General features: G+C 60.9%; 12 protein-coding genes. 1 reads left to right on the forward strand and 11 read right to left on the reverse strand.

The features are described from left to right. Positions 1 to 52 precede the first annotated feature (52 nt). The 6 genes from ACZRKZ_RS14310 to exbB all read right to left on the reverse strand — a co-directional run bounded on the left by ACZRKZ_RS14310 (position 53) and on the right by exbB (position 6,844). Positions 53 to 1,453, reverse strand: a complete 1,401-nt coding sequence (locus ACZRKZ_RS14310) for an aminoacyl-tRNA deacylase and HDOD domain-containing protein (protein WP_463967614.1) — start codon at positions 1,451 to 1,453, stop codon at positions 53 to 55. 77 nt (positions 1,454 to 1,530) lie between these two features. Then, positions 1,531 to 3,606 (reverse strand): ATP-dependent DNA helicase RecG, encoded by a 2,076-nt coding sequence (gene recG / locus ACZRKZ_RS14315; protein ID WP_463981896.1) that lies wholly within the window; start codon positions 3,604 to 3,606, stop codon positions 1,531 to 1,533. Positions 3,607 to 3,613: 7 nt separating this feature from the next. Next, positions 3,614 to 4,534, reverse strand: a complete 921-nt coding sequence (locus tag ACZRKZ_RS14320) for a hydrogen peroxide-inducible genes activator (protein ID WP_149412560.1) — start codon at positions 4,532 to 4,534, stop codon at positions 3,614 to 3,616. A 127-nt stretch (positions 4,535 to 4,661) separates the two neighbouring features. Beyond that, on the reverse strand, positions 4,662 to 5,408 hold the full coding sequence (locus ACZRKZ_RS14325) for an energy transducer TonB family protein (protein ID WP_133100756.1): 747 nt from the start codon (positions 5,406 to 5,408) through the stop codon (positions 4,662 to 4,664). Continuing rightward, positions 5,405 to 5,830, reverse strand: a complete 426-nt coding sequence (gene exbD, locus ACZRKZ_RS14330; RefSeq protein WP_133100757.1) for a TonB system transport protein ExbD — start codon at positions 5,828 to 5,830, stop codon at positions 5,405 to 5,407. The genes ACZRKZ_RS14325 and exbD overlap by 4 nt, the downstream gene beginning before the upstream one ends. A 6-nt stretch (positions 5,831 to 5,836) precedes the next feature. Then, positions 5,837 to 6,844: a tonB-system energizer ExbB gene (gene exbB, locus ACZRKZ_RS14335; RefSeq protein WP_463981897.1), complete on the reverse strand. Its 1,008-nt coding sequence runs from the start codon at positions 6,842 to 6,844 to the stop codon at positions 5,837 to 5,839. 188 nt (positions 6,845 to 7,032) lie between these two features. On the opposite strand from exbB, the gene ACZRKZ_RS14340 reads away from it, so the two are divergent. Continuing rightward, on the forward strand, positions 7,033 to 7,890 hold the full coding sequence (locus ACZRKZ_RS14340; RefSeq protein WP_463981898.1) for an SDR family oxidoreductase: 858 nt from the start codon (positions 7,033 to 7,035) through the stop codon (positions 7,888 to 7,890). 40 nt (positions 7,891 to 7,930) lie between these two features. On the opposite strand, the gene ACZRKZ_RS14345 is transcribed toward ACZRKZ_RS14340, so the two are convergent. The 5 genes from ACZRKZ_RS14345 to gmk form a co-directional block, all read right to left on the reverse strand. Continuing rightward, positions 7,931 to 8,674, reverse strand: coding sequence for a hypothetical protein (locus ACZRKZ_RS14345; RefSeq protein WP_463981899.1), 744 nt, complete (start codon positions 8,672 to 8,674; stop codon positions 7,931 to 7,933). 70 nt (positions 8,675 to 8,744) lie between these two features. Further along, on the reverse strand, positions 8,745 to 9,125 hold the full coding sequence (locus ACZRKZ_RS14350) for a RidA family protein (protein WP_003176922.1): 381 nt from the start codon (positions 9,123 to 9,125) through the stop codon (positions 8,745 to 8,747). Positions 9,126 to 9,149: 24 nt separating this feature from the next. Next, entirely contained in the window at positions 9,150 to 11,255 is a 2,106-nt protein-coding gene (gene spoT / locus ACZRKZ_RS14355) for a bifunctional GTP diphosphokinase/guanosine-3',5'-bis pyrophosphate 3'-pyrophosphohydrolase (RefSeq protein ID WP_149412564.1), read from the reverse strand. Positions 11,256 to 11,315: 60 nt separating this feature from the next. After that, a complete protein-coding gene (gene rpoZ / locus ACZRKZ_RS14360; protein WP_133100762.1) occupies positions 11,316 to 11,576 on the reverse strand; it encodes a DNA-directed RNA polymerase subunit omega in 261 nt (86 codons plus the stop codon). Positions 11,577 to 11,742: 166 nt separating this feature from the next. Beyond that, positions 11,743 to 12,363: a guanylate kinase gene (gene gmk / locus ACZRKZ_RS14365; protein ID WP_463967618.1), complete on the reverse strand. Its 621-nt coding sequence runs from the start codon at positions 12,361 to 12,363 to the stop codon at positions 11,743 to 11,745. Positions 12,364 to 12,372: the final 9 nt, after the last annotated feature.

The following is a 12,372-nucleotide window of genomic DNA, read 5'->3' on the forward strand; positions in this document are numbered from 1 at the left end:
GGCGAGCGGGCAAGCCCGCTCGTCACAACAAGCTCTTTGCCCAAGAGGCTGTTTAGCCCTGGCTGAACTGTGAAGCCAATTCGCGCAACAACACTTCCGCATCCAGCACCTTGCTCACCACATCCTCTGCCTTATCCCGGGTCAGGCCCAGGCGTTCCAGCAGTTCGTCCGGGATTTCTTCATCCGGCCCGGACCCGATGCCTCGGCTGCGCAGCAGGCGCACGGCCAGGCACACCAGGTTCGGGTATTCAGCGTATTGGCCGTCGTAGGTCGGATCGTGCTGGAAGCGCAGGGCTGTGGATAACTCGTCCGGCATATCCCAGTAGCGCATCAGCCAGGCACCGATCTGTTCGCGACTGATCCCCAGCAGATGCTGCTCGATGTAGCTGTGGCACAGGTGCGGGTTGACCTCCAGGTGCCGGCAGATCAGCGAGAAGTGCGGCGGGAAGACGTGGGCCAGCAACAGGTAACCGAAGTTGTGCAGCAGGCCCGCCAGGTAAGTCAGGCCTGCTTCCGGGCGTTGGGCGCGGGGAATGGCGCGGGTCAGGCCTTCGATTACCGCAGCGGTGTAGATCGACTGATGCCAGTACGGAGTTGCGTGTTGCGGGTGGTCTTTGGGTAGGCTCAAGGTCTTGCCCAAGGCCAGGCCGAGGGCCAGGTTGATTACCAGATCAAAGCCCAGCACGCGGACGATGGCGTCTTCCACCGAGCGAATCTTGCCCGGCGAGGCGTAGTACGGCGACGCCGCCCAGCTCACTACTTGCGCGGCCAGGGCCGGATCGGTTTCCACTACGCCGGTGATGTCGTCGATGGTGGCGTTGGGGTCTACCCGCAGCTTGATGATCTTCTGCGCCGTGTCGGCCAGGGGTGGAATCTCGATGGTCTCTTCCAGGCGTTGCTGGATGCGCCGGGCGGTGAAGGCCTGTACCGCCTGGGTGATTTCTTCGCGGTCGTCGTTCGGCCGGTCAAGGTTAGGCCGGATGCTGCTCAGGGGCTCGCCGAAGTTGGCGGCGCTGGCTTTGGTCAACATGCTCTTGAAGGCTTCGCTGGAGATTTCCAGTAACACACCGGCCTCGCCCGAGTGAACCAGCAAGGTCGGTTCGCGCAGCAGGCTTTCTTCATACAGGCACGGCGAGCTGGTCAGCGGCGGCAGGCCAGGTAACAGGCTCAGGCTGTGCTTGCCGAGCATGCGCTCAAGGCGTTCCTGAGACACAGCGGTGAGTCTGCGACCTGTCAATTCAGTGAGGCGATTGAGGTCCAGCAACTGGCTCTGGGGAAACAGCACCATCAGCGCGCCCACGGCATCATCGAGCAGCACTGCTTGAACCTTTCGTGCAGGGTTCAGTCCAGGCTGTTCGGCGACTTCCGTGTAGCTGATGGCGAGTTTTGCGAGCAGAGCCCGAATGACCGAAGGTGCGGTCGGCGGGGCTGTGGCGAGGGCAACTTCTGGCATGGCCTGATCCAATTTCCTACAGTCATCGGAGTATAACCAGCTTGATGCGGATGAGGGTCGACTAAGTGATTGTGCCGTCACACTTGGCCGTATTGCTGCCCATGCCTTAACCAGCGATCCAGCAATGGGCTGACGTGTTGCGGCCAGCGCTCCAGCAGCGCCTGGGCGGCGTCCCGTACGGCAGGCAGCAAGTCGGCATCGCGCATCAGGTCGGCGACCTTAAATTGCAGCAGGCCGGTCTGGCGGGTGCCGAGCATCTCGCCGGGGCCGCGCAGTTCGAGGTCTTTTTCGGCGATCACAAAACCGTCGTTGGTTTCGCGCATGATCCCCAGGCGTTGGCGGCCGATCTGCGATAACGGCGGGTGGTACAGCAGCACGCAGTGGCTAGCGGCGCTGCCCCGGCCGACGCGACCGCGCAACTGGTGCAACTGCGCCAGGCCCAGGCGCTCGGGATTTTCGATGATCATCAAGCTGGCGTTGGGCACGTCGACACCGACTTCAATCACGGTGGTCGCCACCAGCAACTGCAGGTTGCCGGCCTTGAATTCGGCCATCACCGCGGCTTTTTCCACCGGATTCATGCGCCCGTGAATCAACCCGACCTTGAGTTCGCCCAAGGCGCTGGTGAGGTCTGCGTAGGTGGTTTCGGCGGCCTGGCAGGTTAGCTCTTCCGACTCTTCGATCAGTGTGCACACCCAATAGGCCTGACGCCCTTGCGCGCAGGCGTCGCGTACCCGTTCGATGACTTCGACGCGGCGGCTGTCGGTGATCAGCACCGTATTGACTGGAGTTCGGCCTGGCGGCAGTTCGTCGAGAATCGAGGTGTCGAGGTCGGCATAGGCGCTCATGGCCAGGGTGCGCGGAATCGGCGTGGCGGTCATGATCAACTGGTGCGGGCTCATCCGTCCACCCGCGCCCTTTTGGCGCAGCGCCAGGCGCTGCTGCACGCCGAAGCGGTGTTGTTCGTCGATGATCACCAGGGCCAGGTTCTTGAATTTCACCTCATCCTGGAACAGCGCGTGGGTACCGACCACCATGGGTGCGCCGGCTGCGATCTGCTCCAGAGCCGTTGCACGGTTCTTGCCTTTGAGCTTGCCCGCCAGCCACGCCACTTCCAGACCCAGGGGCTCGAGCCAGCGCTTGAAGGTGATGAAGTGCTGCTCGGCAAGGATCTCGGTGGGCGCCATCAGCGCCACCTGATAACCGGCTTCCAGGGCTTGTAGTGCAGCGAGGGCGGCGACCACGGTCTTGCCGGAGCCCACGTCACCCTGGATCAGGCGCAGCATCGGTTCTTTCTGGCTGAGGTCGTAGGCGATTTCATTGCCGACCCGATGTTGGGCACCGGTGGGCGCAAAGCCCAGGTTGGCCAGGTATTGCGCCGGCAGCCGGGTGGCTTTTGGCATTGCTGGCGCGCGCAGCGAGCGCATGCTCTCGCGCAGGCGTTGCTGGGACAGTTGGTGAGTCAGCAGCTCTTCGAACGCCAGGCGATGCTGGGCCCAGTGATGACCGAGGGCCAGTTCGTCGACGTCAGCGTCGGCCGGCGGATGGTGCAGGTAACGAATGGCGTCATCCAGCGGCGCCAATTGGTAATCCCGCGCCAGTTCCTCGGGCAGCCAGTCGGGCAAGCTTTTGGGGCCGAGCAGGGTCAGGGTTTGCTGGCACAGCTGGCGCAGCCGCTGTTGGGTCAGGCCTTCGGTGAGCGGGTAGATCGGGGTAAGAGTCTGGTCCACCGGCGGTGGTTCGTCGCCAGTAATGGCGCGGTATTCCGGGTGGTAGATTTCCAGCCCCGAGGCACCAGGGCGGGCTTCGCCGTAGCAGCGCACGCGGGTGCCGCGCTTGAGGCCTTCTTTCTGGGCGTTGCTGAAATGGTAGAAGCGCAGGCTCAGGCCGCCGGTGCCATCTTGCAGGCGCACCACCAAGCTACGGCGCTTGCCCATCACCACATCGGCACCGCTGACGGTGCCTTCGATGACCGCGTCCTGCCCAGGGCGCAACTGGCCGATGGGCACCACGCGGGTACGATCCTGATAGCGCAGGGGCAGGTGGAACAGTACATCCTGGAGGTTTTCCAGGCCGACCTTGGCCAGTTTTTCGGCCATGGCTTCACCGACACCCTTGAGTGCCGTCACCGACACCTGCGACAACTCGGTCATACGGCCCTTAGCTCGCAGCGGGCGGCTTGGCCACCGAACACAGGCGGATCGAGTCGGCGAGGATTTCAATGGCTTTCGGGCGCGGGAAGCTGGCGCGCCAGGCAATCGCCACGGTGCGGAACGGCACCGGCGGCGTCAGTGGGCGCACGGCGATCACGCCGGGGGCGTAGTGATGGCTGTCCACCGCTGACAGCGGCAGGATCGAAATGCCCAGGCCGGACGCCACCATATGGCGGATGGTTTCCAGGGAGCTGGATTCCACGGTGGTGTGCTTGGCGCCGTCGTTGCCTTTGGTCAGGGTCGGGCAGGCTTCCAGTACCTGGTCGCGGAAGCAATGGCCTTCGCCCAACAGCAGCAGGCTCTTGTCGTTGAGCAGGGCGGCGTCGATGGTGTCTTTTTGCGTCCACGGGTGGGACGCCGGCATCAGCACGTAGAACGGCTCATCGTAGAGCGGCAGGGTCAGCACGTCCGACTCGTTGAACGGCAGGGCGATAATGATCGCGTCCAGTTCGCCGTTACGCAGTTTGTCGCGCAGCACGTGGGTGAAGTTTTCTTCGATGTATAAAGGCATCTGCGGCGCGACGCGGTGCAGTTGCGGAATCAGGTGCGGGAACAGGTAGGGGCCGACAGTATAGATTGCGCCGACTTTCAGCGGTGCTGTCAGCTGGTTTTTGCCGGCCTGTGCCAGTTCGCGAATGCTTTGGGCTTGCTCCAGAACCTTCTGGGCCTGGGCGACGATGCCTTCGCCGACCGGGGTCAGGCGCACGGCGCTTTTGCTGCGCTCGAAAATCAGCACACCGAGTTCGTCTTCAAGCTTTTTCACACCCACCGACAAGGTCGGCTGGCTGACATGGCAACGCTCGGCCGCGTGGCCGAAGTGCTGCTCTTGGGCGAGGGTCACGATGTAGCGTAATTCTGTAAGAGTCATAGCGGGCGTCCATAAGGTTGCAGGCCAAGCATACCGGCTGCAATCGATAGACGCACGTTATGTAGTAGCGAGCTTGCTCGCGAAGAACGTAATAACCCCGCGGGGTAGCAGATCCCCCGCGTTGTTGTTACCGGCGACGTTTCTCGATGTTGTAGACAAACGGAGCAACGATCTCGATGCTGCCGTTTTTCAACATGTCGGCCGGTGGCTTGGGCAGCGGCTGGGCACGACGGATCATGTCCAGGGTCGCGCGGTCCAGGTCGGCGTTGCCGGAGCGGCCCACCAGCTCATAGGACAACACCTTGCCTTCGGCATCGACCACGAAACGCAAGCGGTTCAAGCCTTCCTTGCCTCGTGACTGGGCGCCTGGCGGGTACTTCTTGTACTTCGCCAAGTGGCCGAGCAAGGTGCTTTCCCAGGTGGCCTTGGCAGCAGTCTGCTGCGGCGACGGACCGGGTTGAGGTTGAGCCGATTTTTCCGTAGGCGCGTTGTTCTGAGGGCTCTCGCTCGGCGGGTCTTCGGAAGGCTTTTCCTTGGGCGGCTCGGGCTTCTTCTCAGGCTTGGGCGGCTGTGGTTTTGGCTTGGGCTTGACCGGCTTGGGTACCGAAATCGTTGGTTTCGGTGCTTCGGCCAGTTTCGGCAATAGCAGCTCTTCCACCGGCGCAGGCGGTTGCGGCGGCGTCACCACCTTCGGCGGGGCCGGAGGCGGTGGCGCCGGCATCGGCGCCAGATCGATGACCATGGCGGCCGGTGGCAGCTGGACCGTATGTGGCGCCGACCACTGGAGCGCGATGATAATCGCGACGGCGTGGACGCCCAGCACGACGGCGAGGCTTGTGCCATAACGCGTCAGTTTGTGGCGCGTCGTGATCATTTCTTGGCTGCCGTCTCAAGTCCGACCAGGCCTACCTTGAGGTAGCCGGCTGCCCGCAGGGCATCCATCACGTGCATCAGGTCGCCATAGTCCACGCCTTTGTCGGCCTGGAAGAAGATGGTCGTGTCTTTCTTGCCCTGGGTCTTGGCGTCGAGCACAGCGCCCAGGGTTTCGGATTTGACTTCTTCTTCGCCCAGGAACAGGCGCTGGTCGGCCTTGACGCTGAGGAACACCGGTTTCTCTGGCCGTGGCGCAGGTTTCGCGCTGGAGGCGGGGAGGTCAACCTTGATGTCCACCGTGGCCAAGGGTGCTGCCACCATGAAGATGATCAGCAGCACCAGCATCACGTCGATAAACGGCGTGACGTTGATTTCGTGGTTCTCGACGAGTTCGTCGTCGCCTTGATTCAAATGCAGGCCCATGGCCGATTACCCCACTTTCACCATGTGCGGTTGCGAGCTGCGCTCGGTAGGCTGGTGATCGAGGTCACGGCTTACCAGCAACAGGACTTCTGCCGACGCATCCGACACCTGAGCCTTGTAGCCGGCGATCGAGCGGGCGAAGACGTTGTAGATCACCACCGCAGGAATCGCCGCCACCAGGCCCAGGGCCGTTGCCAGCAGGGCTTCGGCGATGCCGGGAGCAACTACGGCGAGGTTGGTGGTCTGGGTTTTGGCGATGCCGATAAAGCTGTTCATGATGCCCCACACGGTACCGAACAGGCCGACGAAAGGCGCGGTGGAACCGATGGTGGCGAGTACGCCAGTACCGTTGCTCATGTTGCGACCGCAAGCTGCAACCAGGCGCTCAAGACGGAAGCTCACACGCTCCTTGATGCCTTCTTTTTCGCGGCTGTTGGCCGACAGGCGCATTTCTTCCAGCGCGTCGTGGACCAGCAGGTGTGCCAGGGTGCCCTTTTTCGCCGCGCTTTCGCTGGCTTCCTTAAGGGTGTTGGCTTTCTTCAGGTTGACGATTTCAGTGCGCAGGCGGCGTTTGGCGCCCAGCAGCTCGAAGCCCTTGGCGATCCAGATGGTCCAAGTGATGATCGAGGCGATGGCCAGGCCGATCATCACGATCTTTACGATGATGTCGGCGTTCTGGTACATGCCCCAGGGCGACAGGTCGTGGGCCATGCCCAGGGTGTTGTCTTCTTCCAGCACAACGCCGGTTTCTTCATCTGGAGTAACGCCGTCGGCTGCGACCGGGTCGGTGGCCGCGGGTGCGGCAGCCGGAGCGCCAGGCGCTGCTGCGTTGTGTTCTGGCGCTGGAGCCGCCGCTGGTGCGGTGGTGGCTGGCTGTGTAGCCGGGGCCGCTACATCGGCGAACGCAGCGGTCGGTGCCAGCAGAACGCTGAACAGCACCGCAGCGATCGCACGCGAGAAGCGGGATGGACTGTGAGGCTTGGTTGGCGAAGCGGGAATTTTATTGCGCGTCATGCTGGCCGGACCTGAGAGAAAAAATGAGTGGCTGTCCTGCCAGACCGGAGTGGGTCGAGGACAAATGGGCGGTTATTATTGCAAGTAATTCTTGTTAACAAAAGTAATACAGTTACTTTATTTCTCAGTTTGCTAGCCGCTGGTCATCTGTGAAGGCTAATCTTGACCTTTAAGAATGGAGTTTTGTGATGTCTGCGCCTTCTGTTGTGATTGCCGGTTGTGGCGATGTTGGTAGCCGCCTGGCCACCCAATTGCTGGCCTCGGGGTGGGAGGTTCATGGTCTGCGGCGTGATATTTCACGCCTGCCTGAAGGGGTGATCGGCATTGCCGGTGATCTGTTCATTGAAGACTGCCCGGACACCTGGCCAGTGGGCGGGGTGGATTACCTGGTGTATTGCGCGGCTGCTACCGATCACGATGAGGCAGGCTATCGCGCCGCTTATGTTCAAGGGTTGCAACATGTGCTCGATTGGCTGAAAGATTATGGCCAGGAGCCCAAGCATCTGTTGTTCGTCTCCAGCAGCAGTGTCTACGGGCAGCAGAACGGTGAGTGGGTCGATGAAAATTCGCCGACGCAGGCAGGCGGCTACTCGGGCCAGGTCATGCTGGAGGCTGAACAGGTCGCGCTGAAGAGCGGCGTCCCTGCCAGCGTGGTGCGTTTGACCGGCATTTACGGCCCAGGTCGCGAATGGTTGTTAAGCCAGGTGCGCCAGGGTTACCGCGTGGCGATTGATCCACCCTTGTACGGCAACCGGATACACGTCGATGACGCGGCGGGCCTGTTGGCCTTTCTGTTAAGGCATGTGGAGCAGGGTGGTTCGCTGGATGACTGCTATATCGGCGTCGACGATGCGCCTGCGCCATTAGCTGAAGTGGTGGGCTGGTTGCGTGAGTACCTCGGGGTGACCGAATGGGCCGAGGATGCCAGCGTACGTCGCGCCGGCAGCAAGCAGTGCAGCAACGCACGGGCCAAGGCGTTGGGCTGGGTGCCGACTTATCCAAGTTATCGCGAAGGGTATGCGGCGATTCTTGAGGGCGGGCGCTGAGTGTCAGCCAAAGAAAAAGGAGCCTCGGGCTCCTTTTTTTTCACTGCTTTTCCAGCAACCACTGCCGCGACCCTGGAGTAAACGAAGGCACTTCGTCAGCCTGGGAGGTATTGATGGCTTGGAAGATCTCCAGTTGCGCACCTTTACGGGCAAAAATCCATGGGTTGCCCTGGCCGCCTTGTTGCAGCCAGATGCTGTCGTAGCCGCCGCTCATGGAGGCGCAATCGCCAGCCAGGCACAGCGAGTACTGGTCTGCTCCTGGCAAACCGGTCACTTGGCCGTTGGCTTGAAATTGCACGGTGGCGCCTTGGCCGTTGCCACTGGTGATTTTCCAGATGCCGCCCATATAGGCCGAGTACAAGGCTCGTTCAAAGTTGGCGCCCAAGGGTGCACCTTCGGGTACGGGGTCCTTGGAGCGATCGAAGAGTTGCTCCGGCTCGTTGTCGTTGGCGACTTGCAACAGTTGTTTGCCATCGCGCTTGAGCTCGGTGGTGGAGCTGCCATAAAAATCAACACTCCAGGCGCCGGACTTTTCGCCCAGCAGCTTGCCTTCAGGGCGTTCAAAACCATTGAAGTAGCGCGCCTGGTTGGCCTTGGTGTTGACCTCCCATTCGAGGTTCGGACCATAGGCCTGCAAGGCTTCACGCAAAGGCCCACCCTTGGACGCTGTATCAATGGCGACTTGGTTGATCCAGGTGCCGCTGACATCAAGGTCGGCAGGATTGCTGGCGCAACCGCTGAGCAGCAGGGCAAGCAATGAAGAGGCAACGAGCGCTTTGCGCATTACAAAATCCTTTCAAAACGAAGTCGGCGCAGCCGTTTTTTTATAGAGAAGAAGAGCTGCGCCGGGTGTTTTACTCGATGACCAGAATCGCGTCCATCTCAACCTGTGCGCCCTTTGGCAGAGCGGCAACGCCAATGGCGGCGCGGGCTGGGTACGGTTGTTCGAAGTACTTGCCCATGATCTCGTTGACCTTGGCGAAGTGGCTCAGGTCGGTGAGGAAGATGTTCAGCTTGACGATGTCCTTGAACGAGCCGCCAGCGGCTTCGGCGACCGACTTGAGGTTTTCGAAGACTTGTACCGTCTGGGCTTCGAAGCCTTCAACCAGTTCCATGGTTTTTGGGTCCAGGGGAATCTGGCCGGACATGTAAACGGTGTTGCCTGCCTTGATCGCCTGGGAGTAAGTGCCGATGGCTGCAGGTGCCTTGTCGCTGGTGATTACTGTCTTGGTCATGAATGACTCCTTGTAATGGGTGGGCTACGCACGCATGCGAGTGATGCGGATGACTCCGGTCAGGGCACGCAGTTTCTTGATCACGCGGGCCAGGTGTACGCGGTCGTGCACGCTGACCACCAGTTGGACCACGCTGATGCGACCATCGCGCTCGTCCATGCTGATTTTCTCGATATTGCCGTCGGCCGCGTTGACGCTGCTGGCCAGCAGGGCGATCAGGCCGCGCTGGTGTTCCAGCTCGACCCGCAGTTCGACGTTGAATTCGCCGGTGACATCCTTGGCCCAGGACAGCTGGATGCATTTTTCCGGATTGTGGCGGATTTCGCTGATATTGCGGCAGTTGTCCAAGTGCACGACCATGCCTTTACCCGCGGACAAGTGGCCGACAATCGGGTCCCCTGGAATCGGCGTGCAGCACTTGGCGTAGCTGAGCACCAGGCCTTCGGTGCCGCGAATCGCCAGTGGGCCTTCGGGGCTTGGCAGTTGTTCGCCTTCGCCCAGCAGGCGGCGGGCGACTACATAGGCCATGCGATTGCCCAGGCCGATATCTTCAAGCAGGTCTTCGATCAGTTCCTGGCGGTACTCGTGGAGCATCGCCTGTATGCGCTCTGCCGGGATTTTTTCCAGGGAGCTGCCAAAGCCGTTGAGCACCTTGTTCAGCAGGCGCTCGCCCAGGCTGATGGACTCGGAACGACGCTGCAGCTTCAGGGCATGGCGAATATGGGTGCGCGCTTTGCCGGTGACCACGAAGTTGAGCCAGGCCGGGTTCGGGCGTGCGCCCGGTGCGCTGACGATCTCCACCGTAGAGCCACTTTGCAGCGGTTCTGACAGTGGGGCCAGGCGGCGGTTGATCCGGCAGGCGATGCAGCTGTTGCCCACGTCGGTGTGCACCGCATAGGCAAAGTCGACCGCAGTGGAGCCTTTTGGCAGCTCCATGATCCGGCCTTTGGGCGTGAAGACGTAGACCTCGTCCGGGAACAGGTCGATCTTCACGCTTTCGATAAATTCCAGGGAGTTGCCGGCGCGTTGCTGCATTTCCAGTACGCCCTTGACCCACTGGCGGGCTCGGGCATGAGTGCCCTTGGGCTGCTCGTCGCCGCTGGATTTGTACAGCCAATGGGCGGCGATGCCGTTGTTGGCCATCTCTTCCATTTCCCGAGTGCGGATCTGGATCTCGATCGGAACCCCGTGCATGCCGAACAGCGTGGTATGCAGCGACTGATAGCCGTTGGCCTTGGGAATGGCGATGTAATCCTTGAAGCGTCCCGGCAGGGGTTTGTACAAATTATGTACAGCGCCCAGTACGCGGTAGCAGGTATCGACCTTGTCGACGATGATCCGAAACGCATAGACGTCCATGATCTCGTTGAAGGCTCGACGCTTGCCACGCATTTTCTTGTAGATGCCGTAGATGTGTTTCTGCCGGCCGCTGACTTCGCCTTCGATCTCGTCGATCGCCAGGCAATGGCTCAGGGACTCTTCGATCTTGTTGACGATTTCCTTGCGATTGCCCCTGGCGCGCTTGACTGCCTGGTAGATGCGCGCGGAACGCATTGGGTACATCGCCTTGAAGCCGAGGTCTTCGAATTCGATACGAATGGCATGCATGCCCAGCCGGTTGGCGATGGGCGCGTAGATTTCCAGGGTTTCCTTGGCGATGCGCCGGCGCTTTTCACCGGACAGCACTTCCAGCGTGCGCATGTTATGCAGCCGGTCGGCCAGCTTGACCAGGATTACCCGGATATCCCGAGCCATGGCCATGGCCATCTTCTGGAAATTTTCCGCCTGGGCTTCGGCCTTGGTCTCGAAATTCATCTGGGTCAGTTTGCTGACCCCGTCGACCAGTTCGGCCACGGTTTCGCCAAATTGCGCACTGAGCGCTTCCTTGGCAATACCGGTGTCTTCAATCACGTCATGCAGCATCGCGGCCATCAGGCTCTGATGGTCCATGTGCATGTCGGCAAGAATATTGGCCACCGCAAGAGGATGGGTGACATACGCCTCGCCGCTGCGCCGGCGTTGGCCGTCGTGGGCTTGTTCGGCGTAGAAATACGCTCGGCGGACCAGGTTGACCTGGTCTGGGCCGAGGTAGGTCGATAAGCGATCGGCGAGGGCGTCTATGCTCGGCAAAGGAATGACTCCTGCCGCAAGCGTTGACCCCGCGCCGTGCTGCGTCGACCTGGCATAGGCTTAGACGGCCTCGTTGGACTCGTCCTCGAACGCGAACAGTGGTTCGTCTTCAACGATTTCGGCGTTGGCGATGAACTCGTAGCTCATCAGGCCTGCCGCGATTTCGCGCAGGGCCACAACGGTAGGCTTGTCGTTTTCCCACTGCACTAGGGGCTCTTTGCCGCCAGTGGCCAGTTGACGGGCACGCTTGGTAGAGAGCATGACCAGTTCAAAGCGGTTTTCCACGTGGTCTAGGCAGTCTTCAACGGTTACGCGGGCCATGGTATTCCTCGGAGCGAATGCAATATGCGCGCTGCCCGGTTGGGCGAGCGGACTGAACAGTTTAAAAAATCACCAGCGTTTAGGGAAGCGCTGATTTTCACCGGCCATCGCAAACGCGCTGCAAGTGCCAATGTAAGGCCCTTGCAGCGGTTTTGGGAAGAGCCTGTCAGCCGAGCAATTCGGCCAATAATTTGCCAAAACGTTGTTGCTGGCGTTTTTGCTGGAGCTGATTGGCACGAAAAATCGACTTCAGGTCCTCCAGTGCGTGGGAAAAATCGTCGTTGATGATCAGGTAGTCGTAGTCGACGTAGTGGCTCATTTCGCTGACGGCTTCGCGCATGCGGCCCTCGATGATCTCGTCGCTGTCCTGGCCGCGATTGGTCAGGCGCTGGTGCAAGGCTTCAAGAGACGGCGGCAAAATGAAGATCGAGCGGGCTTTGGGCATCAGTTGACGCACTTGCTCGGCACCCTGCCAATCGATTTCCAGGATCAGGTCGTGGCCTTCGTCCAGGGTCTGCTGCAAGTGGCTTTGCGAGGTGCCATAGAGGTTGCCGAATACTTCGGCACGCTCCAGGAAGTCACCGTGTTCGATCATCTTCACGAACTCGCTGCGTTCGACGAAGTGATAGTTCACCCCGTTTGCCTCGCCAGGGCGCATGGCGCGGGTGGTGTGGGAGACCGAGACACGGATCTCCTGATCAGTGTCGGTCAGAGCCTTGACCAGGCTGCTCTTGCCCGCGCCCGAAGGGGCGGAAATGATGTACAGGGTGCCGGTGCTGTGGGTCATGTCGGGGTA

Source organism: Pseudomonas sp. c313 (genome assembly GCF_055407145.1).

Excerpts from the sequence above, each read along its gene's own strand:
- rpoZ (WP_133100762.1), bottom strand. The coding sequence starts at position 11,576 with ATGGCCCGCGTAACCGTTGAAGACTGCCTAGACCACGTGGAAAACCGC.
- gmk (WP_463967618.1), bottom strand. The coding sequence starts at position 12,363 with ATGACCCACAGCACCGGCACCCTGTACATCATTTCCGCCCCTTCGGGC.
- ACZRKZ_RS14320 (WP_149412560.1), bottom strand. The coding sequence starts at position 4,534 with ATGACTCTTACAGAATTACGCTACATCGTGACCCTCGCCCAAGAGCAG.
- ACZRKZ_RS14310 (WP_463967614.1), bottom strand. The coding sequence starts at position 1,453 with ATGCCAGAAGTTGCCCTCGCCACAGCCCCGCCGACCGCACCTTCGGTC.
- exbB (WP_463981897.1), bottom strand. The coding sequence starts at position 6,844 with ATGACGCGCAATAAAATTCCCGCTTCGCCAACCAAGCCTCACAGTCCA.
- ACZRKZ_RS14350 (WP_003176922.1), bottom strand. The coding sequence starts at position 9,125 with ATGACCAAGACAGTAATCACCAGCGACAAGGCACCTGCAGCCATCGGC.
- ACZRKZ_RS14325 (WP_133100756.1), bottom strand. The coding sequence starts at position 5,408 with ATGATCACGACGCGCCACAAACTGACGCGTTATGGCACAAGCCTCGCC.
- exbD (WP_133100757.1), bottom strand. The coding sequence starts at position 5,830 with ATGGGCCTGCATTTGAATCAAGGCGACGACGAACTCGTCGAGAACCAC.
- recG (WP_463981896.1), bottom strand. The coding sequence starts at position 3,606 with ATGACCGAGTTGTCGCAGGTGTCGGTGACGGCACTCAAGGGTGTCGGT.
- ACZRKZ_RS14345 (WP_463981899.1), bottom strand. The coding sequence starts at position 8,674 with ATGCGCAAAGCGCTCGTTGCCTCTTCATTGCTTGCCCTGCTGCTCAGC.
- ACZRKZ_RS14340 (WP_463981898.1), top strand. The coding sequence starts at position 7,033 with ATGTCTGCGCCTTCTGTTGTGATTGCCGGTTGTGGCGATGTTGGTAGC.